General features: G+C 41.2%; 21 protein-coding genes. 16 read left to right on the forward strand and 5 right to left on the reverse strand.

The annotated features are described in order from the left end of the window. Window positions 1-15: 15 nt before the first annotated feature. The 10 genes from epsC (at window position 16) to ATK78_RS03540 (ending at window position 10,209) form a co-directional block, all read left to right on the forward strand. Entirely contained in the window at window positions 16-828 is an 813-nt protein-coding gene (gene epsC / locus ATK78_RS03500; protein ID WP_133575266.1) for a serine O-acetyltransferase EpsC, read from the forward strand. Between the two features lie 2 nt (window positions 829-830). Then, window positions 831-1,703: a cysteine synthase CysM gene (cysM, locus tag ATK78_RS03505; RefSeq protein ID WP_133574664.1), complete on the forward strand. Its 873-nt coding sequence runs from the start codon at window positions 831-833 to the stop codon at window positions 1,701-1,703. A gap of 103 nt (window positions 1,704-1,806) precedes the next feature. After that, window positions 1,807-3,303: a tagaturonate reductase gene (locus ATK78_RS03510; RefSeq protein ID WP_133574665.1), complete on the forward strand. Its 1,497-nt coding sequence runs from the start codon at window positions 1,807-1,809 to the stop codon at window positions 3,301-3,303. A 22-nt stretch (window positions 3,304-3,325) separates the two neighbouring features. Continuing rightward, window positions 3,326-4,699, forward strand: coding sequence for an MFS transporter (locus ATK78_RS03515; protein WP_133574666.1), 1,374 nt, complete (start codon window positions 3,326-3,328; stop codon window positions 4,697-4,699). Window positions 4,700-4,798: 99 nt separating this feature from the next. After that, window positions 4,799-6,982, forward strand: a complete 2,184-nt coding sequence (locus tag ATK78_RS03520; protein ID WP_133574667.1) for an alpha-galactosidase — start codon at window positions 4,799-4,801, stop codon at window positions 6,980-6,982. A gap of 40 nt (window positions 6,983-7,022) precedes the next feature. Further along, window positions 7,023-7,193 carry a hypothetical protein gene (locus tag ATK78_RS22670; RefSeq protein WP_166664811.1) on the forward strand — a complete coding sequence of 57 codons (171 nt, stop codon included), beginning with the start codon at window positions 7,023-7,025 and terminating at the stop codon, window positions 7,191-7,193. Between the two features lie 33 nt (window positions 7,194-7,226). After that, a complete protein-coding gene (locus ATK78_RS03525; protein ID WP_133574668.1) occupies window positions 7,227-7,724 on the forward strand; it encodes a gluconate 2-dehydrogenase subunit 3 family protein in 498 nt (165 codons plus the stop codon). A gap of 9 nt (window positions 7,725-7,733) precedes the next feature. Further along, the gene (locus tag ATK78_RS03530; protein ID WP_133574669.1) at window positions 7,734-9,455 is read left to right on the forward strand and encodes a GMC oxidoreductase; all 1,722 of its coding nucleotides are present in this window, start codon (window positions 7,734-7,736) and stop codon (window positions 9,453-9,455) included. 43 nt (window positions 9,456-9,498) lie between these two features. Further along, window positions 9,499-9,708 (forward strand): hypothetical protein, encoded by a 210-nt coding sequence (locus ATK78_RS03535; RefSeq protein ID WP_133574670.1) that lies wholly within the window; start codon window positions 9,499-9,501, stop codon window positions 9,706-9,708. Window positions 9,709-9,873: 165 nt separating this feature from the next. Continuing rightward, complete coding sequence (locus ATK78_RS03540) at window positions 9,874-10,209, forward strand: helix-turn-helix domain-containing protein (protein WP_133574671.1); 336 nt, start codon at window positions 9,874-9,876, stop codon at window positions 10,207-10,209. Here ATK78_RS03540 and ATK78_RS03545 read toward each other — a convergent pair. From ATK78_RS03545 to ATK78_RS03560, 4 genes are all read right to left on the reverse strand, one after another. Continuing rightward, window positions 10,206-10,859, reverse strand: coding sequence for a beta/alpha barrel domain-containing protein (locus tag ATK78_RS03545; RefSeq protein WP_133574672.1), 654 nt, complete (start codon window positions 10,857-10,859; stop codon window positions 10,206-10,208). The two genes, ATK78_RS03540 and ATK78_RS03545, sit on opposite strands and share 4 nt — an antisense overlap. 17 nt (window positions 10,860-10,876) lie before the next feature. Then, window positions 10,877-11,872 (reverse strand): sugar kinase, encoded by a 996-nt coding sequence (locus ATK78_RS03550; RefSeq protein WP_133574673.1) that lies wholly within the window; start codon window positions 11,870-11,872, stop codon window positions 10,877-10,879. Between the two features lie 106 nt (window positions 11,873-11,978). After that, window positions 11,979-13,010 carry a LacI family DNA-binding transcriptional regulator gene (locus ATK78_RS03555; protein WP_133574674.1) on the reverse strand — a complete coding sequence of 344 codons (1,032 nt, stop codon included), beginning with the start codon at window positions 13,008-13,010 and terminating at the stop codon, window positions 11,979-11,981. 84 nt (window positions 13,011-13,094) lie between these two features. Beyond that, complete coding sequence (locus ATK78_RS03560) at window positions 13,095-13,559, reverse strand: Lrp/AsnC family transcriptional regulator (RefSeq protein ID WP_133575267.1); 465 nt, start codon at window positions 13,557-13,559, stop codon at window positions 13,095-13,097. A 193-nt stretch (window positions 13,560-13,752) separates the two neighbouring features. On the opposite strand from ATK78_RS03560, the gene ATK78_RS03565 reads away from it, so the two are divergent. The 5 genes from ATK78_RS03565 to ATK78_RS03585 all read left to right on the forward strand — a co-directional run bounded on the left by ATK78_RS03565 (window position 13,753) and on the right by ATK78_RS03585 (window position 20,250). Continuing rightward, the gene (locus ATK78_RS03565) at window positions 13,753-14,802 is read left to right on the forward strand and encodes a PLP-dependent cysteine synthase family protein (protein ID WP_133574675.1); all 1,050 of its coding nucleotides are present in this window, start codon (window positions 13,753-13,755) and stop codon (window positions 14,800-14,802) included. Between the two features lie 53 nt (window positions 14,803-14,855). Further along, window positions 14,856-15,302 carry a protein-disulfide reductase DsbD domain-containing protein gene (locus ATK78_RS03570; RefSeq protein WP_133574676.1) on the forward strand — a complete coding sequence of 149 codons (447 nt, stop codon included), beginning with the start codon at window positions 14,856-14,858 and terminating at the stop codon, window positions 15,300-15,302. Between the two features lie 5 nt (window positions 15,303-15,307). Then, window positions 15,308-16,999, forward strand: coding sequence for a protein-disulfide reductase DsbD family protein (locus ATK78_RS03575; RefSeq protein WP_133575268.1), 1,692 nt, complete (start codon window positions 15,308-15,310; stop codon window positions 16,997-16,999). Between the two features lie 121 nt (window positions 17,000-17,120). Beyond that, window positions 17,121-19,658 (forward strand): zinc-dependent metalloprotease, encoded by a 2,538-nt coding sequence (locus ATK78_RS03580; protein ID WP_133574677.1) that lies wholly within the window; start codon window positions 17,121-17,123, stop codon window positions 19,656-19,658. 256 nt (window positions 19,659-19,914) lie between these two features. Beyond that, complete coding sequence (locus ATK78_RS03585) at window positions 19,915-20,250, forward strand: cupin domain-containing protein (protein WP_133574678.1); 336 nt, start codon at window positions 19,915-19,917, stop codon at window positions 20,248-20,250. 81 nt (window positions 20,251-20,331) lie between these two features. Here the strand turns inward: ATK78_RS03585 and ATK78_RS03590 are convergent, their stop codons facing one another. Then, entirely contained in the window at window positions 20,332-21,054 is a 723-nt protein-coding gene (locus tag ATK78_RS03590; protein WP_133574679.1) for a class I SAM-dependent methyltransferase, read from the reverse strand. A gap of 160 nt (window positions 21,055-21,214) precedes the next feature. Here ATK78_RS03590 and ATK78_RS03595 point away from each other — a divergent pair, with 160 nt between their 5' ends. Next, a complete protein-coding gene (locus ATK78_RS03595) occupies window positions 21,215-22,585 on the forward strand; it encodes a M16 family metallopeptidase (RefSeq protein ID WP_133574680.1) in 1,371 nt (456 codons plus the stop codon). The last annotated feature ends 1 nt before the right edge of the window (window position 22,586 follow it).

The following is a 22,586-nucleotide window of genomic DNA, read 5'->3' on the forward strand; positions in this document are numbered from 1 at the left end:
TTATAACGGGCAATGATGAAAGAAGAATTTTATCTTCATATCTATGAAAAACAGGACCTAACGGATGCTGTGCCTGCGAATGCGGTAATTTCTGACTGGGCATTAAATGTATTGAACTTAATGTTCCCGGCAAGGACTAATGTTAAAAAACAATCCCTTGAAAAAATACGTTCCAGTTTTACCAGACTTGAAAATGAGCTAACCGCCCTGTTGAATGCCACAAAAGCCTGTAGTGATACCGACAATTGTGGAATTGCAAAAACCTTCTTTAGCAATCTTCCCGAACTATACCGGGTCATGAATACAGACATTACCGCTATATATAACGGGGATCCTGCTGCAAAAAGCGAGTTTGAAATTGTACGGGCTTACCCCGGTTTTTTAGCCATCTCTTTATTTAGAATTGCCCATGCGCTGTTAAAGCTCCATATTCCGCTGATCCCCAGGATCCTGACTGAATATGTCCATTCTATAACCGGAATAGATATCCATCCAGGTGCCATACTTGGTGAGTACCTTTATATAGACCATGGAACGGGAATTGTAATTGGCGAAACAACCATTATTGGTGCACATGTGAAGTTATACCAGGGTGTAACGCTGGGCGCATTGAGTGTAGAGAAATTTATGACGGATACCAAAAGGCACCCAACGATCGAAGATCATGTGATCATTTACTCAGGAGCGACAATTTTAGGCGGGGATACGGTTGTTGGTACCGGCTGCATTATTGGTGGTAATGTTTGGCTCACTAAAAGCGTCCCTGCGGGATCTACCGTTTACCACCAGCCTGAACTCAGGTTTACAGAAAGCAGAAAAACGAATTAAGCATGGCAAACCTCATCGACCTTATTGGCAACACCCCATTGGTCAAAATCCAAAAGCTCACAAAAAATCCCAACGTCCAGATCTATGGAAAGCTGGAAGGGAATAATCCCGGCGGAAGTGTAAAAGACCGGGCTGCGCTAAATATGATCCGTACTGCAATGGAGCGCGGGGACATTCATCAGGGAACAAAGCTGATTGAAGCTACCAGCGGCAATACCGGTATTGCCCTTGCGATGATTGCCAGCATCTATGGGCTGGATATTGAACTGGTGATGCCATCAAGTTCTACACGGGAACGCACGTTAACCATGGAAGCCTTTGGTGCCCGGGTTACTTTGCTCGAGTCTATTGAGGTTTGCAGGGACTATGCAGACGAAAAGGGTAAAACACCTGGCTACTTTATTTTAGACCAGTTTGCGAACCCGGATAATTACCTGGCTCATTATAAAACTACCGGTCCGGAGATCTGGAAGGATACCAGCCAGCAGATTACCCACTTTGTTAGTTCTATGGGTACAACCGGAAGCATTATGGGAAATTCCATGTTTTTAAAAGAGAAGAACCCCAATATTCAGATCATCGGTTGTCAGCCAACGGAAGAATCATCCATTCCGGGAATCAGACGCTGGCCGGAAGCGTATTTGCCAAAGATCTTTGATCCGAAGCGGGTAGACCGGGTGATCGACGTTTCTCAGGATGAAGCAACTGTCATGGCGCGTAAAATGGCAAAAGAGGAAGGCATCTTTGTAGGTATGAGCAGCGGTGGTGCATTGTCTGCAGCATTAAAAGTTGCGGATGAACTTGAATCCGGACTGATTGTGTTTATTGCCTGTGACCGTGGTGACAGGTATCTGAGCTCTGATCTTTTCGGATAAAACAATCCTTGTCCAACGATAACGATTGCGTAAATATTTTCGCTGGAAAGCCTTTATTCTTTGCAATTATTATGTAGACTTGTTTAAGCCGAATAAACCACGCATGAACATTTCCAAGTCTACTTTAAATTTTATTGACCCTGCTATTGTCATAATTCCGGATGCCGGTGTATTTGATCTTCCTGAGAAAGTACTTCAATTTGGTACCGGTGTTCTTTTACGCGGTCTACCTGATTTCTTTATCGACAAGGCAAACCGGAACGGCACGTTTAACGGCCGGATCGTGGTGGTTAAATCTACCGGCAAGGGTGATGTTACTGAATTTGAGCAGCAGGACAACTTGTATACGATCTGCATTCGTGGTGTTGTTAATGGCGGGAGTGTAGAAGAAAATATCCTCTCTTCATCCATTAGCCGGGTAATTGCGGCTGATCAGGATTGGAATGCCATTTTAGAAGTGGCCCGGCAGCGGGATTTAAAGGTCATTGTTTCAAATACGACAGAAATAGGCATTCAGCTGGTTGAAGAAAGCATCAACCAGGATCCGCCTGTTTCTTTTCCTGCTAAGCTACTGGCCGTTTTATATGCACGTTATCAGGCACTTGGTGATCATCCGGATGCTGATATGGTTGTTATTGCTACCGAACTTATCCCGGACAACGGTACGAAGTTATGCGCCATTGTTGCACAGCTGATTGAATTTAATCAGCTTGAAGTTGATTTTACAGACTGGATGAATGCCAGGATCATTTTTTGCAATTCTTTGGTAGACCGTATTGTGCCCGGCAAGCCGGATGCTGAAGCCCGTTTAAAACTTGAACAGCAATTGGGTTATTCTGATGAGCTGCTCATTATGGCCGAACCTTATGCGTTATGGGCCATTGAAGGAGCTGAAAAAGTTTCAGCCTTGCTAAACCTCGAACAGGCTGATGCCGGGATATTGGTTAAGCCGGATATTGAAATTTACAGAGAGCTCAAGTTAAGGCTCCTTAACGGATCGCATACGTTAGCCTCTGGTATTGCCTTCCTTTCCGGAATTGATACCGTGAGCAAGGCTATGGACGTGCCAGCGGTTAAGGATTACATCCGCCAGGTTATGTTTGATGAAATCATTCCGGCCATTCCTTATCGTGTTGATGACGCGGAAGCTGCAACCTTTGCCAAAGTAGTGCTGGACCGTTTTGCAAATCCATACATCGCACATCCCTGGATCAATATCACCTTTCAATATACCATGAAGGTAAAGATCAGGATCCTGCCGGTTTTAAGCCGGTATTATGAGGTGTATGAACGGGCACCCCGGATGATTGCATTTGGATTTGCAGCCTATTTACAATTCATGAAATGCAGTAAAAAAGAAGGAGCAAACTACTTTGGGAATTTCGGGGGCACCGAATATCAGATCACTGATGATCAGGCTGGCTATTTTTACAGTATGCGTGCATTAGATGCGGATGCTTATGTGAAAACGGTTCTGTCTGACCAGGAGTTCTGGGAAACTAACTTATTGATCTTAAACGGATTTATTACATTGGTTGAAGAATATTATGATTATATTTCATCCCGGGGAATCCAGGAAGCCTTAGCAAGCGTGAATTAAACCTAACCAAATACCAAATACAATGAACGGAAAAAAAGTAACCAATTACAGGTGGACGATCTGTGCTTTACTGTTTTTTGCCACTACAGTAAACTACCTGGACAGACAGGTGCTTAGCTTATTGAAACCCAGGCTTGAGGATATCTTTGGCTGGAGCAACAGTGATTATGCCAATATTGCGTCTGTATTTCAGCTTACTTATGCCATTTCCATGTTATTTGCTGGTCGTGTTATTGACAAGCTCGGCACTAAAAAAGGTTACGCCTGGGCCATAATCATTTGGTCGGTTGGTGCAATTGTCCATGCTTTAGCCATTCCGATTGGCGAAGGGATTGCAACGGTGCTTGGTTTTATTGGCATTACAACCATCTCTGTTTCTATTGCTGGTTTTATGTTTTCAAGGGCTTTGCTTGGTTTTGGTGAATCTGGAAACTTTCCTGCGGCCATTAAGGCTACGGCCGAATATTTCCCTAAAAAGGAACGTTCGTTCTCTACAGGCATCTTTAACTCAGGCACCAATGTTGGGGCTGTTCTGGCTCCGTTAACTGTTCCATATATTGCATCTCACTGGGGCTGGGAATCTGCATTCCTGATCATTGGCGGCATTGGGTTTCTATGGCTGATCTTCTGGTATAAGTATTACGACAAACCCGAAGCGCAGAAAAGAATGTCTGCTGAAGAGTTGAAATATATCAATGAAGAAACTGCTGAAAGCATCATACCCATCAGTGAAGCTGAGGTTCCTGAAACTAAAGTTTCGTGGTTCAAGCTGCTGGAATACAAACAGACCTGGGCATTTGTGCTTGGCAAATTTATGACAGACGGGATCTGGTGGTTCTTTTTATTCTGGCTGCCGGCCTACCTGAAAGACCAGTATGGGATGGTAGATTCACAGATCATGCTTCCGCTTGCTGTTTTGTACAGCATGACCATGATTGGCAGCATCGGGGGTGGCTGGCTTCCTGTTTATTTCATCAATAAGGGACAGGATCCTTTTGATGGCCGGATGAAAGCCATGCTGCTGATTGCTTTTTTTCCGGTGGTAGTGCTTGCCGCACAGCCGCTGGGTCATTTGACCTTTTGGATCCCGGTTATCCTGATCGGAATAGGTGCTTCTGCACACCAGGCCTGGTCTGCCAACTTATTTACTACCGTTTCTGATATGTTCCCTAAAAAGGCAATCGGTTCTGTAGTGGGTATAGGAGGGATGGTTGGCGGTTTGGGAGGTGTACTCGTTACTAAACTTGGTGGTGCCTTATTTGATAAATACAAGGCCTTAGGGCATATTGAAACCGGATATACGATCATGTTTACCATTTGCGCACTGGCCTATCTTGTGGCATGGCTGATGATGAAAGCCCTGGTTCCAAAGTATAAGCCAATTACTGATCTTTAAGGTCAAGGTTAATATTATACAACGATTTGACAGGAAAACACAACTAATTTAATGTATTAATTTTTACATTGCCGTCCCAAATAAACTTGAACACAGTGTATGAACAGATTGAATTTTCTCCTAATCTTAAGAAATGGTTTCCTTTGTTTTTTTCTGCTCATTGCAGGGCAATTTTCTGCGTTTGCACAAGTTCAGAAGCACATTGTCATTGAAACTAAAAATGTAAACCTCATTTTTACCGTAAATAAAGGGAAACTGTATCAAACCTATCTTGGTGAAAAATTACTAAATCCGAAAGATACTTCTTCACTAAAGGCGAGCGGGCATGAGGCTTACATTGGCTCTGGTACCAGTAATCTTTTTGAACCGGCCATTAAAGTAGGGCATGCAGACGGAAATCCATCATTAGATCTTAAATTTTCAGGCGTTACTACTGCGGTTCCGGCACCAAATGTCAATGCTGCTGCAATTACTTTATCAGACCCTAAATATCCCATTACAGTAATCCTTCATATCCAATCTTATTATAATGAGGATATTATTAAAACATGGACAGAGATCAGGCACCAGGAAAAGAAACCGGTTATACTTTACAACTACGCCTCATCCATGCTTCATTTTGATGCGGAAAGCTACTGGCTAACTCAGTTTCATGGGGACTGGGCGGAAGAAGTAAAGATGGAAGAAGCAAAGCTGACCAGCGGCATTAAGGTTTTAGAAAGCAAGCTGGGCACCCGGGCAAACATGTACCAATCGCCCTTTTTCTTTTTATCGCTGAATCAGAAGTCTGAGGAAAATACAGGTGAACTGATTGCCGGCACGCTGGCCTGGACTGGAAACTTTAAGTTCCTGTTTGAAATGGACGAAAAGAATTCGCTGCGCGTAGTTTCCGGGATGAACCCTTTTGCTTCAGAATACAAACTGGATGCCGGAAAACCCTTTGTTACTCCTGAATTTATCTTTACCTACAGCAATACGGGTAAGGGAACTGCAAGCCGTAATTTTCATAAATGGGCCCGGAACTTCGGAATCATGGATGGCGACAAGCCAAGGCTAACCTTATTAAACAATTGGGAAGCCACCTACTTTGATTTTAACCAGCAGAAACTGGGTACTTTATTTGAAGATGCCAGTAAGCTTGGTGTTGATGTTTTTTTACTCGATGACGGTTGGTTTGGCAATAAATACCCTAGAAATGACGATGGTGCCGGTTTAGGGGATTGGCAGGAGAACAAGACAAAACTTCCGGATGGGATCAGTTCGCTGGTAAAGGATGCAGAAAGCAAAGGCGTAAAGTTTGGGATCTGGCTGGAACCTGAAATGGTAAACCCAAAAAGTGAACTGTATGAAAAGCACCCGGACTGGATCTTGAAATTACAAAACAGGGAGGAACATTATTATAGAAACCAACTGGTACTGGACCTGATCAATCCGAAGGTGCAGGACTTTGTGTATGACCTTGTTGATGGGATCCTGACTAAAAGTCCGGGGATTGCCTATATCAAATGGGACTGTAACCGGATGATGACCAATGCATATTCCCCATATCTAAAAGATAACCAGTCGGCCGTTTACATTGAATATACCCGAAGCCTGTATAAAGTTTTGGAACGCCTCAGAAAAAAATATCCGTCATTACCGATGATGCTGTGTTCCGGCGGCGGCGGACGGACAGACTATGGCGCACTTAAGTACTTTACAGAGTTTTGGCCAAGTGACAATACAGACGGTTTTGAACGCGTATTTATCCAATGGGGGTATTCTAACTTCTTTCCTTCTTTTGCACTTTCCAGTCACGTCACTTCCTGGGGTAAACAATCCATCAAGTTCAGAACAGATGTAGCAATGATGGGTAAGCTTGGCTTTGACCTGGATATGAAGCATCTCAATGCTGAAGAACGCTTGTTCTGCAGCCAGGCCGTACAAAATTATAAACGTCTGTATGAGCTGATTGCTAAGGGCGACCAGTATCGGATCATTTCTCCATATGACCAGGACCGGGCAGTGGTAACGTACATTGATTCCCTGAAAAGTAAAGCGGTACTGTTTGCGTACAATCTCAATACCCGGTATGGTGAAGAATTTAACCGGGTTAAATTGCAAGGGCTTGATCCTCAAAAACAGTATAAAATCACGGAGACCAATTTGTATAACCAGTCGAAATCTACATTTAAGGATAATAACAAAACCTATTCGGGTGATTACCTGATGAAGATTGGACTGGAAGTTTCTGGCAAAGCCGCTTTAAGCAGTGCAGTATTTGAAATTACGAGCGTAAATTAATCTAATTGCTTCATTATAAAGTAACTACATTTTTATTACTATGATAGCCAGCGGAGCAGCCTATACCATTCCTTTAAGCAGGCTGGGTTTAAAGGAATCTTCATTAAAAGGACAGGAACTCTTTAACGCACTACCGCTTAAGATCAATGGGGATATTAATTATACGGTGCCCGGATCCGATGCTGCCCTGATTAAGATAAAAATTGACTAATATTTTTCGATATTTTTACGTTTCTTTATCGTAATGGAAAGACGTCTGGCTATAAAACAAATATTGATCGCTGCAGGGGGATTGGTTCTGCTGCCTTCCTGTTTAAAGCATGAGGGTAAATCTTCTATTCTTTTATCTCGTATTGATGTAAGCGCAACGCAGGAAAAGATCCTTGCTGAAATAGCAGAAGTGATTATTCCTAAAACAGACACGCCGGGTGCTAAAGACCTGAACCTGCATTTATATGTTTTAAAGATGCTGGACGACTGTTATGAAAAAGAAGAGCAGGACAAGTTTTTTATTGGCCTTGGTTATTTTAAAGATCTTGACCAGCAGGAAATCAAGGCTCTTGTAATTGCTGCAAATTCTGAAAAGGACGATGTACCCAAAGATCTGTATCCCTTTTATAACCTCATGAAGCAACGCACCATTAGCGGCTACATGAATTCTAAGTATGTAATGAGTAACCTGGTCATCTGGGAATTGGTTCCCGGAAGGTACAATGGCTACTTCCCTGTTAAAACGGCTTAATGATCTACCATGTCAAATCTGAATATAGATAGTATAAAAAAACAAACCTTCGATGCCATTGTGATCGGTTCCGGCATTAGCGGGGGATGGGCAGCTAAAGAATTTACTGAAAAGGGATTAAAAACATTGGTTTTGGAACGTGGCCGGGATGTGAGACACCTGATTGATTATCCGACCACCAATAAGTATCCTTATGAGTTTGAGCACCGCGGAGAACTTACCCTGGCCATTAAAAAGGAAAACCCTGTAGCCAGTAAATGTTATGCTTTCAGGGAAGATGCAATGCATTTTTTTGTGAAGGATAAAGAGCACCCATATGTACAGGAGAAACCATTCGACTGGATCCGTGGCTATCAGGTTGGCGGCAAATCCTTGCTTTGGGCCAGGCAAACACAGCGCTGGAGTGATTTCGATTTTGAAGGCCCTGCAAGGGATGATTTTGCTGTAGACTGGCCCATCCGATATGCTGATATTGCTCCATGGTATAGCTACGCAGAGAAATTTGCGGGTATTTCCGGGAATAAAGACGGACTTGCGGAGCTTCCTGACGGGGATTTCTTACCGGCATACCCCTTAAATGCAGTCGAGGATCATTTTAGAAACTCATTAAATAAGAACTATGGCAACAGGCATGTGATCAGTGCGCGCTGTGCACATTTATCGGAGCCAAAACAAATTCATTTTGACCAGGGAAGGGGTAAATGCCAGAACCGGAAATTGTGCCAGCGGGGTTGCCCGTTTGGTGGCTACTTTAGCAGCAATTCTTCTACATTACCCTGGGCACAGAAAACAGGTAATCTGACGCTTCGTCCATTTTCTATTGTTGAATCGATCATTTACGATGAGAAGTTAGGAAGGGCAAGCGGGGTGCGGGTTATTGATACCAATACGAAAGAAGTTACTGAATATTTTGCGGAAGTTATCTTTGTAAATGCGGCAGCCATCAATACCAACCTGGTCCTGCTGAATTCTATTTCTTCACGCTTTCCGAGTGGCCTGGGTAATGATAGCGGATTACTTGGAAAGTATTTTGCTTTTCACAACTACAGTGCAAGGATCAACGCTGAATTTGACGGTTTACTGCAATACACTACAGATGGTAAGAACCCTTCAGATGGCGGATATATTCCAAGGTTCAGGAATGTACAGAAACAGGAAACTGATTTTAAAAGGGGATATGCTGCAGGTTTTAGCGCCTACAGAAGCACGGATAATGATACTACCGGAATTGGGGCAGACTTAAAGTCGGCCTTGATCAGGAAAGACCTGGGCCCCTGGAGGGTGGGTTCGCACATGATGGGCGAGACCATACCTAAGGAAAGTAATTACCTGAAGCTGGATACAACTCAGAAAGATGCATGGGGAATGCCTTTATTACGCATCAACGTAGATTATGACGATAACGATGCGAAGATGAAGAAGGACTATATTAACCAGATGACAGAAATGTTCACGGTAGCCGGTTTTAAAAACATCCAGGTAAATGATGCTTCACAATCGCCGGGACTGGATATTCATGAGATGGGAGGCGTGCGAATGGGTCATGATCCAAAAACTTCCTTATTGAATAAATGGAACCAGCTTCATGCATGTAAAAATGTTTTTGTCACAGATGGGGCCTGCATGACCTCTACTTCAACACAAAACCCGTCACTAACCTATATGGCCCTTACAGCAAGGGCGGTGGATTACGCGGTTAAACAATTAAAAAGGGGAGATTTGCTCGTTTAAGAATTGTTAACACTAATTTAACATTGAATATGCATCTTTGTATATGTTTTTAACCCTACTTGCCTGTACGTTTTTCCTTTTTGCAGTGATCGCAGCTTTTAAAATGGAAAGTCCCTTAAAAGGAGTATTGTTCATTCTTGCATTGATTGGCGTTTGCGGCGTTCTCTATCTGTTTATCCTATTCCCGGGATTCTCCGGTTTGGCAGTGTCTATTGTTCTTGCTGCATTTATTTTGAGACAAAGTAAAAAGTAATTTCTTTCTTTTCCTTCTGGCTTTCCTCATTTAGGGGTTAATTTTGATGTATTAAATAATTATTCATGGCAGTAACTAAAATATTGTAATAATGATGCTAGGATTTATTTAATAATTATTAAATTTATTTCATAATAACCGACTAACCTCTAAATTAATGTTTTTATGAAATCACTTGGAGAAAAATTTAAAATTTTACGCCAAAAAAAGGGTGTCAATCAACGGTCGATGGCACAATTACTCAAAATCTCGATTCCTGCGTATTCTAAGCTGGAAACCGGAATAACAGATCCCAATTACAGCAGGATTCTTCAAATAGCAGGCTTATACGATATGAGCGTTAAACAGCTTCTGGCTGTTGGGGAAGAAGAAAGCGATGAACACTCGTTGTTGGTTGTTCAGTTAAAGCAAAAAATTACTGAACTGGAAAGTAATGTGATCAGGCTTCAGGGTAAGCTAATCGACTTGTATGACCGTGAAGATAAGCGGAGTAAGCATTAAAGGGTTCTAACCACAACCAAGTTAATCAGCTCTTCACATCTTTTAGTAAGCCACTTGTAATCATCCGCTGTTCCCAGGCTTTGAAATAACCTCGATCCGAATCCTAAGGCTGTAACGCCTGCATCAAGCCAACTGTCAATATTTCCCTTTTCCAAATCTACGCCGCCTGTAGGCATGAATTTAAGGTTGGGAAATAAAGGTTTCACTGCTTTTAAAAAACCTGGCTTTAACGTATCGCCTGGGAATAACTTTACCAATGCTGCTCCCAATTCTTCTGCAAGGTTGATTTCTGTTGGTGTCATACACCCCGGGATCCAGAATACACCGTGATCTGCCGAAACTTTTGCAAGACTGGCTTTAACGATCGGACTTACTATAAAGTCAGCACCCATAGTGATATAGGTTTCTGCTTGTTCTACTGTTTTTATCGTACCTATTCCAAGTTTTAGATCTGGCAAGTGATTGTTCCTGTATTCCAGCAAACGGCTAAAGTTTTGAACGGCATTGGCTCCCCGGTTTGTGAATTCAAAAACGCGGATGCCTCCATCGTAGCAAGCCTTTACAACAGACAAACAAGTTTCTGCATCGTCGTGGTAATAAACAGGTATAACGGGGTATTTTTCGATAACTTCCAGTGCAGTTAATTTCATCTTAATATGATCTTGGTTTAAAAAGAGCCGTCACCAAAGTCGCCCTTCACAAATAATTTTTGATATCCTGATCCGGTTGCCCGGTCAATAATTTCCTGTCCGCTTTGATGCTGTACCAATCCATAGATCAAACCGGCCATAAACGCATCTCCGCTTCCAATACGGTCGATGACTTCCTGGGTTTCATAGATTTTTGAAACATAATGATCATCCCTGGTATGGTAGGTACCATAAAACAGGTTATGGCTTGGATTGTCCATGAACCTGAAAGTATTGGCTACATGATTACATTGGGGAAATTTTGCAAATATTTCATTCGCACTTCCTGCTGCATGTTCTATATACGCTTCAACGGATGTGTTTCTGTTTAGTGAAGGATCGACCCCGGTTCCCAACATTTTGTTTGCCGCCCAAATATTACCCATGATCACATCGCATTGTGCAGCCAATTGCGGCATGACATGGATGGGCTCAACGCCATAATCCCAAAGCCTGTTTCTATAATTTAGATCTACGGATACGGTTAGTCCCTTTCTTTTGGCTGCTGTTACTGCTTCCAGGCAAAGTGCCGCAGTATGTTCATTTAGGGCAGGGGTAAGGGCTGTAAAATGAAACCAGGTATGTCCCTCAAGCACCTGGTCCCAATCAATTGTGCCTGGTTTTAATGTGCTGAATGAAGAGAACTTACGATCATACACGACCTCTCCGCTGCTCAATCCATTGGCTGATAATAAAAAATACAATCCAATTCTTGATCCGTTATACCAGATTTTCGAGACGTCAACCCCGAGTCCGGACAATTCGTCAACTGCTGTTTTCACCAGCACATTTTCAGGTACTGCAGTTAAATAGGTTACAGGCAATTCCCATTGGGCCAGGGAAGCAGAAACATTGGCCTCTGATCCTCCTGTAAATACCGATAATACATTGGAGTTATCTGCTAACCGGGCTGATGCTGCGCTTAGCCGGATCAATAATTCTCCAAATACAAGGATACTGTTCTTTTGCTGCATGAAATTTATATCAATTGCAATTATAATAGATATATTATGAATTTGCTTTACAACTTAAATATATAAAAACGCAAACGATTGCGTGAATCTCAGCGGCACAAAACTTTTATTTCTGTGTAGAGGCCCTTACATTCACCTTGGTTTCGAGCATGATCGTTTCAAATTCCGTTACCGGAATTTTGGCTTCTATCAGTGAGATCAACTTACTTGCGGCAATCTGTCCCATTTCAAATGCCGGCTGGTTCACGGTACTTAACGCTGGATTTAACGCATCTGCAAGATCGGTATTGGTAAATCCTATTAATGCAACGTCGCCAGGAACGTGATAGCCCATCTTATTCAATAGGGCCAAACACCGGGTACTGATCTGATCGGTAGCCGTAAATATGGCATCCGGCCGAACCTCTAAACTCATATAATAATGAATGGCTGCCTCGAGATCCTGGTGCAGCTTTTTAGGGTTTGAATAATCACAAGAACGCAACAACTCTGGACGGTAGGTTATGTTACGGTCGTACAGTGCCTGTTTATATCCGTTTAACCGCTCTGTAGCAATGCTTAGGATGGTGTTTGTATTTAAATGGGCAATGTTTTTATATCCATTATCTATCAAGTGTACGGTGGCATCATATGCTCCGCGAAAATTATCAGCACCAACTTTATGGGTATCAATGTGATCACTGAGCCTGTCGAACAGCACCACAGGTAATCCAGCTTTTTGTAATGTAACGAGATAACTAAAATCTACCGTTTGAGAAGCGGGAGAAATGAGGATCCCATCAACACCGCCCGCATACAGCAGATCCAGACACGCAATTTCCTGCTGTGCGGATTCTTTACTTTGCATGATAATGATCTGGTAGGACTTATTACTGCTGTAACTATCGATTCCATCCAGCATTTGTGCTACAAAATTATTTTCCAGCGAGCATACGACTACCCCAATAGACCTGCTTTTACCTTCTTTAAGCCCTTTAGCCATTCTATTTGGAGAATAATGATGGTACTTGGCATAGCTTAACACCTTTTTCTTGGTGTCTTCACTAATTTCATAACTATCATTTAAAGCCTTAGATATAGTTGAAATCGACAAATTTAATGCCTTGGCTATATCTTTTAAGGTTACAATTTTATTCATATGATTAATATCCGGTAGGTCAAAGGTATCATTAAATAGCTTATCAGCCATCCTGAACTGTTATGTTAACTGTTAATTATTGAATTATAGCGGGTATGCTGTATCACTTTTTGTTTCTGAAAGCACAAAGAAGCTCTGTACCGTACTTATATTTGGCAGCGTAGCTAATTTATTGCGTAGAAAGATGTGATACGTATCCATGTCACTTGTGGCAATCCGCAGGATAAAATCGAATGCCCCCGTCATTTGAAAGCATTCCATCACTTCACTAAACTTAGCTACCTCGTTCTCAAATTCTACCAGCGTGGTTGCGGTATGTTCTTTAAGTAATACCTGCGAAAATGCAATCAGGTTCCTGTTGATCTTTTTCCGGTCCAGTATGGCCACTACACGTTTAATGTATCCTTGTTCCTTTAACCTCCGGATTCGCTCATGAATGGTAGCAATGGATTTTTTCAGTTTAAAGGATAGTTCTTTATTGGTGAGGGTTGCATCAATCTGCAGCAGTTTTAAAATTTCTACATCAGTAGGATCCAGGTTGGCGGGCATATTCATAAGCGTATCATGTGATGAAGATTGAAAAAAGAACAACTAACAAGTTCTATTGAGTGATCAAACTGTAAAATAAGTAAAAAATATCCGATTATTCCATAAAATTTACGGTTATAATGACCACCATTGTTATTATAATTTATAATATTGAGTTTTATCAATTATTTATCAACGGTAATAATTGAAACTTATGCTTACAGATACCAAACAGGAGAGCGGTTTAACTACTGAACTTGCGAGTAAATTTGAACATTTATGGCATGTTGTTGGAAATACGCCCATGCTTGAGCTGTATTACGAATACCATGGAAAACCAGGAACGATATATGTTAAATGCGAACACTATAATTTAACGGGAAGCGTTAAAGACAGGATGGCTTTAAATATTATGCAGGAGGCTTACCGTACCGGTTCTGTTAAGCCTGGTGATACCATTATTGAAGCGACAAGCGGGAATACGGGTATTGCATTTGCTGCAATAGGAAAAGCATTGGGACATACGGTAAAGATCATTATGCCCAACTGGCTTAGCCAGGAACGTATAGATATTATCAGGAGCATGGGTGCTGAAGTGATTTTAATCAGTAAAGAAGAAGGCGGCTTTATCGGCAGCATCAGGTTATCTGAAGATTTGGCGGCCAATGGCGGTGTGTTTTTACCCAGACAGTTTGAAAACAGGTACAATGAAGAAGCCCATGAAAAAACCACGGGAATGGAAATCTGGAAACAGCTGGAGATGGAAGGCTTAAAACCAGATGCTTTTGTGGCAGGTGTAGGTACCGGAGGAACAGTAATGGGCGTTGGTAAATACCTTAAGGATCAAGACAAAACAATTAAGATACACCCTTTGGAGCCTGCAGAAAGTCCGACTTTAACAACCGGATACAAAGTTGGCAGTCACCGAATCCAAGGTATATCAGATGAATTTATTCCTCAAATCGTTAAACTTTCCGAGCTGGACGAAGTCATACAAGCAAATGACGGGGATGCGATCATCATGGCACAAAAACTGGCGAAGGAGCTTGGCCTGGCTGTAGGGATCTCTTCCGGTGCGAATGTGATTGGTGCAATTAAAATTAAGGAAGAAATGGGTGATCAGGCGGTAGTAGTCACGCTTCTATGTGACAGCAATAAGAAATACTTAAGTACGGATCTGGTAAAAGACGAGCCGGTTAAATCTTCGTATATCTCAAGTAATGTCACATTTACGGGTTATCAACCAATTTGTCGTTTAAAATAACAAGAATATATACAATAATACATAAGTTTGTCAACGCATAAATAACTAAACACATGAAATATCTATTTTTATTTACGGTTGGTTTGCTATTCAGCATCTCGGCCAGCAGCCAGATTTTAAACCCAGTGAAATGGAGTTATATGGCAAAAAAGACTTCTAAAACGGAAGCAACAGTAGTAATCAGAGCTACAGTAGATGAGGGATGGCATTTATACTCCCAATACATGGCTGATGGCGGTCCGATTAAAACAACCTTTACTTTTGCACCATCAAAAGCGTATAAATTAAACGGCAAAACCATCGAGCCTAAACCAATCGTGAAGTTTGAAAAAACGTTTGATATGAATGTAAGCTATTTTGAGAAAGTAGTTACTTTTCAACAAAAAGTAAAAATAACAGGTGCTAATCCAGTAGTTAAGGGAACAGTTGAATTTATGGTTTGTGACGATACACAATGTCTTCCGCCATCATCAATTGATTTCACTATCCCTGTTAAATAATGACAATGATCTTCATGAATTATAAGGCCAGTCTTAAAATGCTGGCCTTAGCACTATTTATATTTTTCAGTACTACTGTTGCGGCGTTTGCCCAGGAACCGGATACGACATTTGATGATCTGGAATTTACAGAGATCGTGCCCGATACCACTACTCCGGATTCTTTAGTACAGGCTAAGGATACCACGGTAACAGATACTGTAGTTAAAGCTGCGATAACTGCTCCGGTTAAATCAGATCAGGCTGAAAAAGAAAAAACCCTATGGGAAACTTTTATTGCCGGGTTGGTAGGTGGATTTCTGGCTTTTATTATGCCATGTATCTTTCCAATGGTTCCATTGACCATTAGCTATTTTACGAAGCGGGCGGGCAGCAGGAAAAAAGGCATTACCCAGGCCTTAATTTATGGCTTATCCATTATTGTAATTTATGTTGCTTTTGGGCTATTGATCACTGTTATTTTTGGATCTGCCGGCCTAAATGCACTTAGCAGCAGTGCCTGGTTTAATCTGTTTTTCTTTCTGTTATTGGTTGTATTTGCGATCTCCTTTTTTGGTGCGTTTGAAATTACACTACCAAGTTCTTTTGTGAACAAAATTGATGCTAAAGCCGATAATAGTAAGGGGCTAGGTGGAATTTTCTTTATGGCTGCTTCACTGGCGCTGGTATCTTTTTCTTGTACCGGGCCAATTATAGGAACTTTATTGGTTCAGGCAAGTTCTAAAGGGGAATTACTGGCCCCTGCAGTGGGCATGTTTGGATTTGCACTGGCACTTTCACTTCCTTTCACTTTATCTGCAATATTTCCTGGATTTTTAAGCAGCATGCCCAAATCTGGCGGATGGTTAAACAGTGTAAAGGTATGTCTTGGCTTTATCGAGCTTGCCCTGGCCTTAAAATTCCTTTCGGCAGCAGACCTGGTTTGGCATTGGCAATGGTTTGACAGAGAGGTTTTCCTTTCTTTATGGATCATCATCTTTGTTTTAATGGGCCTGTATATTTTAGGAAAAATCAAGTTCTCTCACGACAGTGATGTTCCTTATGTTTCTGTACCCAGATTATTTTTTGCCATCACTTCATTATCGTTTGCCATATATCTTGTGCCCGGATTATGGGGTGCTCCAGTGAATATTCTTAGTGGTATTGCACCACCGATGAATACGCAGGATTTTATATTAAGCGGAAATGGTTCATCTGCAAATGCAGCACCTACAGGTTTTCCAGCTAAAGTCAAGTACAGCGAATATTTGGAGCCACCAGTTGGTTTTCATGCATTCTTTGAACTGGAAGAAGGTTTGGCATATGCCAAAGAAGTAAATAAGCCTGTATTGATCGATTTTACCGGCCATGCGTGTGTTAATTGCCGTGGAATGGAAGATAAGGTATGGATCGACAAAGAAGTTGGCAGATTGATTAAAGAAGAATATGTATTGATTCAACTTTATGTAGATGAAAGAAATGCAAAAATGCCTAAATCAAAAATTCATTACTCTAAGATCTTAAGACATCAAACAGATGATCTGGGCTGGTGGAATGGTGATTTTCAAGCCACTAAATACAATATCAATTCTCAGCCGTTTTATGTCCTTGCCAATTCTGATTTGGTAACACTGGTTAAACCTCAGGGCGCGGAATTTGATGCTGCAAAGTATGCTGCATATCTTCAAAGCGGATTAGACGCTTTCAAAAAGCAATAATTTAACAATTAAATAAAAAAATAAGGCCGGCTAACCGGCCTTATTTTTTTATTGATGTAATAATACGACTAAACATTGATCTAACAATCTTATACAAATAACCACCACTGTAAACAAACAAATGAAGAAAGTAAGTTTAATTACGCTCTGCCTTTTAGGTATGACTACGTATGGGTTTGCACAAAAGAAAAACCCTAAGACCACAACGCCCGCTCCGGTAACTGCCCCAACACCGAACCCAAATGCAATGAACCGCCCTCAGGGTCCAACTACAGGACCTAAACCTTACAAAGAGGTAATCACCGCAAAAGCAAAAACTGACATCGGACTTTTTAAGGTCCACAGTCTGGAAGACCGCTATTTCTTTGAAATTCCTGATTCTTTATTAAGCAGGGACATCTTAACTGTAAACCGCATCAGCAAAGCTGCTGCCGGAAAAAGAGCCTCTATGCTTGGATATGGTGGTGACCAAATTGGTGACAACGTAATCAGCTTTGAAAAAGGCCCAAACAACAAGATCTTTTTGAAAAGCATTTCTTTTAGTGAGCGTTCAACAGATACAACAGAACAAGGTTTATATAAGTCATTAATGGCTTCGAATGTTCAGCCTCTTGTTGCTTCTTTTGAAATTAAAGCGATCTATACCGATTCAATTTCTAAAGCAAAAGCTTCAGTTATTGACGTTACGGATTATATGAATGGCGACAATGAAATCTTCTTCTTCAACCCACAGGTAAAGAAAATGTTATCTCTTGGCGGTATCATGCCGGATCGCAGTTACATTAAAGAGATCAAGGCGTATCCGATGAATATCGAAGTTCGTACTTTAAAAACGTATTCGGTATCTCCTTCGCCGGCAATGATGGCTATGGGTGCTGCTGCAAGCTCCATTCCGTTAACGTACGAGCTAAACAGTTCCATTGTTCTTTTGCCATCTAAACAGATGTCTGCCCGTTATTTTGATCCAAGGGTTGGTTATTTTGCAACCGGTTTTGTTGATTTTGATGCGAACCCGCAAGGCGTTAAAGAACTGGCTTTAATTACCAGATGGAGATTAGAGCCTAAAGCCGAGGATGTAGAAAAATACAAAAGAGGCGAACTGGTTGAGCCTAAAAAACAAATTATCTATTACATTGATCCTGCAACCCCCAAAAAATGGGTTCCATATTTGATCCAGGGTGTTAACGACTGGCAGATTGCGTTTGAAAAAGCAGGTTTTAAAAATGCGATCGTAGCTAAAGAAGCACCAAATGATCCAACCTGGAGCATTGATGATGCCCGTCATAATGTGATCGTTTACAAACCTTCGGATATTCCAAATGCAAGCGGACCGCATGTTCATGATCCACGTACTGGTGAGATCTTAGAAACGCATGTAAACTGGTACCACAACATCATGGAGCTGTTAAGAAACTGGTATTTTATCCAGGCATCTGCAGTTGATCCGGCAGCCCGTAAAATGAAGTTTGATGATAAATTAATGGGAGAACTGATTCGTTTTGTTTCTTCTCATGAAGTAGGCCATACTTTAGGTTTACGTCATAACTTTGGTTCGTCTGCTACGGTTCCGGTAGAGAAATTAAGAGACAAACAATGGGTAGAGAAAAATGGTCACACGCCATCGATCATGGATTATGCACGTTTTAATTATGTAGCACAACCAGAAGACAACATCAGTTCTAAAGGTATGTTCCCAAGAATAGGTGATTACGATCTATGGGCTATTGAATGGGGTTACAAATGGACACCTCAGTTCAGCACACCAGAAGCAGAATTGCCTTCTTCTAACCAAACGATCATTTCAAGAATTGGTGCAAACAAACGCTTAACTTTTGGTACTGAAATGGATCCGAATGATCCGCGCAACCAGAGTGAAGATTTAGGCGATAACTCCATGACAGCTTCTGCCTATGGAATTAAAAACTTAAAACGGATCCTTCCAAATATCTTAACCTGGAGTAAAGAAGCCAATGAGGACTACTCAAACGCAAGAACACTTTACAGTGAGGTTATTGGACAATACAGCCGTTATATGGGCCATGTGGTAAAAAATGTTGCCGGTATTTATTCAACGCCAAGAACGGTTGAAGAAACTGGTGCATCGTACCAGGCTGTTTCTTTTGCTAAACAAAAAGAAGCCATGACCTTCCTGAACAATCAATTGTTTGCTACACCGTTATGGTTGATCAACAAACCATTAATGGAGCGTACCGGGATGAACCCGGTTGATGTTTTCGGAAACGTACAGAAATCTATCCTGTCAAGACTTCAGAATACCTCTACCATTGGTAAACTGATCAATGCAGAAGCGATGTCTGGAAACAAAGCCTATACTTCTATGAATTTATTTGGTGATCTTAAAACCGGTATCTGGTCTGAACTTTACAGCCATAAAGCAATTGATGTATACAGAAGAAATCTTCAGAAAGCCTATGTAGACAATTTAAGCAGATTGCTTATTGCGCCAGCAGCCATTCCAGGATCTACCTTCAGACCATCTGATCCTACAAGTACAGATGTTTCCAGTATCACAAGAGCTCATTTGGCTGGTTTAGCTAAAGATATCCGTGCGGCAATTCCTGCTGCCACTGGCCTCAGCAAATACCATTTACAAGATCTATTGGTACGTGTAAATAACATACTTAATCCTAAATCGTAATTAGCTGATTTTAAGATTCGGTTTATCTAAAAAAAGCCTCCAAAAAGTTAAATACTTTTTGGAGGCTTTTTTATAGTACGTTTTTTATTATGCACATACAGATTCCTTATGATGCAAACATTTAAGTCAGCCTTATTAGACCTGTACCCATCTTTTAATAAGTTATGACAGATCAGCGTGGTCATTGAAAATCAGATATGCCAAATGTATTTGGTAACTTTAAACCACAATCAATAACTTAATACATTCAATCCATATGCAAAGTGACCTTTTTCAAATTGAACGTGAAACACCCTGGGAAGACCTTGGTAACGGAATTCAGCGCCAGATCTTTGGTTACGACGAACGCATTATGCTGGTAAAAGCAAAATTTGAAACCGGTGCTGTCGGTGTGCTTCACGAGCACCACAATACGCAGGTAACCTATGTTGACAGTGGTATTTTTGAAATGACCATTGGTGTTGAAACTAAGATCCTGAAAAAAGGAGACGGCTACTACGTTCCGCCTCACGTAATTCATGGTTGTGTTTGCCTGGAGGCCGGAACATTGATTGATTCGTTTACGCCACACCGCGAAGACTTTATCAAATAGCTTCAATATTCGCTGTCAGAATATTCGCTTATAAAGGCAGCAATTACTTATCCCAAGAAATCAACTGAGTTACGACAAACATTACTTAACACCTCCAAAGGCTGCAAAGCATAAATTTTTATGCAGCACTTCAACGTCTTTGAACCCAATTCGCTGCATCAGACTAAGCTGAAAGTTTATTGATCTTGGGGTATCTTCATATTCAATGTAATCGAATACCTTCTGACGATATTCCGGACCGCCTAAAGTTTCCAGGTAATCGCCATACTGCTTTTTAAACAACTTATTTAATGGTTCTGAATCATGCGTGATCAGATCAGAGATCCAAAAGCATCCCCCTGGTTTTAAGGCCCTGTAAAGCTTAGTAAAAACATGTTCCCAATCAGAATCTTCTCTAAGGTGATGCAGGGTGGCAGCAGCAAGAATGATATCATATTTTCCTGCTTCCAGGTCGAGCTCACGCATATCCAGCTGAATGGTTGTGACCGTTCCATTGGTTTTTCCGCCCACACGTTCCCGCGCTTTACTCAGCATTGGTCCGCTCAAATCATTAAGCGTACAGTTGAGGTTTGGAATCTTACTCAGCATTTTTAACGTATAATTTCCTGCTCCACAACCGATATCCAGTAACTCTGTGGCCTGCGGCACAATGAATTGTGCGGCATCGGTGCACAGTTCCATGGTTAATGGTGCATCAAGGGTAGTTAATTGTCCGGTATCCAGGTTAGAGAAACGCTCAACATCATTGTCAAACCGGGTTTCAATTTCATCATTTGTCGCTTTATTGGAATAATCTATGCTCATACCTCATTATGTTCTGTATTCTTCAAAATTAACTTTGTTTGGAACAATTAAAGAATTTACTGACCTAAATAAATCGTTTAAATAATAACAATTTTACTTGTTTTAATAAAAGATTTAGACTTAATTGTCGGACAAAATATACGGTTCTAATTTTATAACTATGCGCTTAAGATCATTTTTAATCCTGCTATTTATATGCGGTTTCAGTGCTGCTTTTTCACAGCAGAAACCGGGTGGGAATTTACATTTCAAGAAGCTTCCAAACGGGCTCGAAGTTATTGTGGTAGTGGACAATACGGTTCCATTGGTAACCATTGAAACCGCTTGCCGGAATGGTTCATTTACCGAAACAGATGAATATAATGGGTTGAGTCACCTGTATGAACATTTATTTTTTAAGGCCAACAAGGATTATCCAACTTATGAGAGTTTTACGAATAAAAGCAATGAACTGGACATTACTTCGAATGCAACTACCCGTGAAGAGGTAGTCAATTACTTTTTTACACTTCCTGCCGCCAACCTTAAACCGGGATTAAAATTCATGAATTCTGCCATCCGCTATCCTAAGTTCATCAAGGAAGATATGGTTATGGAAAATGAAATTGTAAATGCAGAGTTTACACGCCATGAATCCAGCCCCGTGTTTGCCCTGATTGAAGCAAATTCCAGGCACATGTGGGGATCAAATTATTCCAGAAAGAATGTGATTGGAAATCACGATGTGATCCTGTCTGCAACACCCGAAAAGATGGATTCCATTAAGAACAAATACTACTGGCCAAATAATTCAGTTTTGGTTATTGCAGGTGATGTGAAAGTTGAGGAAGCATTTAGTGCGGCAGAAAGTATCTTTGGAAATTGGAAAGCATCTCCGTTTGATCCTTTTAAGAAATGGCCAATACCTGAATTTAAACCACTGACTAAAAACGATTATTATATTGTGGAGTCAACCAATTCTCCGGTTCCGTACATGTTGTTAAGCTGGCACGGTCCGGATACCCGGAATGATGTTAAAGGAACCTATGTTGCCGACGTTTTTTCATTTATTGTAAATCAGAATGGTTCGAAGATGAAAAAGGCACTGATCAACTCCGGACTCGCACAAGCTGCAGATGTAAATTACTATACTCAGAAATATACCGGACCTATCAGCTTTATGGTTAATCCGAATCCATCAAAGGTCAGGGAATGTTATGAAGAGGTGTTGAAACAGATTGCGTTATGGGATGATGAGAATTATTTGTCTGACGTTCAGATTGAGCGTGCCAAACGTTTGCTTTCCATTGAACAGGTAGATCGCAGGGAAGTAACTTCTGATTATTCACACCTGTTGTCATTTTGGTGGGCTTCTGCATCCGTTGATTATTATACCAACTATGAGGAAAACGTCAATAAGGTAACGCGTAAGGATTTGATCGACTATGTGAAAAAGTACATCAAAGACAAGCCATTTTGCGCAGGATTGATGATGAATAAAGATGCCATCAGTACCATTAAGCCACAGGAATTTTTTAAATCAAGTAACTAGA

Origin of the sequence: Pedobacter metabolipauper, assembly GCF_004362715.1 — a bacterium.
Lineage (GTDB): Bacteria > Bacteroidota > Bacteroidia > Sphingobacteriales > Sphingobacteriaceae > Pedobacter > Pedobacter metabolipauper.

Bases quoted from the DNA above. Each gene is read 5' to 3' on its own strand.
- epsC (WP_133575266.1), top strand. From the start codon at position 16: ATGAAAGAAGAATTTTATCTTCATATCTATGAAAAACAGGACCTAACG.
- cysM (WP_133574664.1), top strand. From the start codon at position 831: ATGGCAAACCTCATCGACCTTATTGGCAACACCCCATTGGTCAAAATC.
- ATK78_RS03510 (WP_133574665.1), top strand. From the start codon at position 1,807: ATGAACATTTCCAAGTCTACTTTAAATTTTATTGACCCTGCTATTGTC.
- ATK78_RS03515 (WP_133574666.1), top strand. From the start codon at position 3,326: ATGAACGGAAAAAAAGTAACCAATTACAGGTGGACGATCTGTGCTTTA.
- ATK78_RS03520 (WP_133574667.1), top strand. From the start codon at position 4,799: ATGAACAGATTGAATTTTCTCCTAATCTTAAGAAATGGTTTCCTTTGT.
- ATK78_RS22670 (WP_166664811.1), top strand. From the start codon at position 7,023: ATGATAGCCAGCGGAGCAGCCTATACCATTCCTTTAAGCAGGCTGGGT.
- ATK78_RS03525 (WP_133574668.1), top strand. From the start codon at position 7,227: ATGGAAAGACGTCTGGCTATAAAACAAATATTGATCGCTGCAGGGGGA.
- ATK78_RS03530 (WP_133574669.1), top strand. From the start codon at position 7,734: ATGTCAAATCTGAATATAGATAGTATAAAAAAACAAACCTTCGATGCC.
- ATK78_RS03535 (WP_133574670.1), top strand. From the start codon at position 9,499: ATGTTTTTAACCCTACTTGCCTGTACGTTTTTCCTTTTTGCAGTGATC.
- ATK78_RS03540 (WP_133574671.1), top strand. From the start codon at position 9,874: ATGAAATCACTTGGAGAAAAATTTAAAATTTTACGCCAAAAAAAGGGT.
- ATK78_RS03545 (WP_133574672.1), bottom strand. From the start codon at position 10,859: ATGAAATTAACTGCACTGGAAGTTATCGAAAAATACCCCGTTATACCT.
- ATK78_RS03550 (WP_133574673.1), bottom strand. From the start codon at position 11,872: ATGCAGCAAAAGAACAGTATCCTTGTATTTGGAGAATTATTGATCCGG.
- ATK78_RS03555 (WP_133574674.1), bottom strand. From the start codon at position 13,010: ATGAATAAAATTGTAACCTTAAAAGATATAGCCAAGGCATTAAATTTG.
- ATK78_RS03560 (WP_133575267.1), bottom strand. From the start codon at position 13,559: ATGCCCGCCAACCTGGATCCTACTGATGTAGAAATTTTAAAACTGCTG.
- ATK78_RS03565 (WP_133574675.1), top strand. From the start codon at position 13,753: ATGCTTACAGATACCAAACAGGAGAGCGGTTTAACTACTGAACTTGCG.
- ATK78_RS03570 (WP_133574676.1), top strand. From the start codon at position 14,856: ATGAAATATCTATTTTTATTTACGGTTGGTTTGCTATTCAGCATCTCG.
- ATK78_RS03575 (WP_133575268.1), top strand. From the start codon at position 15,308: ATGATCTTCATGAATTATAAGGCCAGTCTTAAAATGCTGGCCTTAGCA.
- ATK78_RS03580 (WP_133574677.1), top strand. From the start codon at position 17,121: ATGAAGAAAGTAAGTTTAATTACGCTCTGCCTTTTAGGTATGACTACG.
- ATK78_RS03585 (WP_133574678.1), top strand. From the start codon at position 19,915: ATGCAAAGTGACCTTTTTCAAATTGAACGTGAAACACCCTGGGAAGAC.
- ATK78_RS03590 (WP_133574679.1), bottom strand. From the start codon at position 21,054: ATGAGCATAGATTATTCCAATAAAGCGACAAATGATGAAATTGAAACC.
- ATK78_RS03595 (WP_133574680.1), top strand. From the start codon at position 21,215: ATGCGCTTAAGATCATTTTTAATCCTGCTATTTATATGCGGTTTCAGT.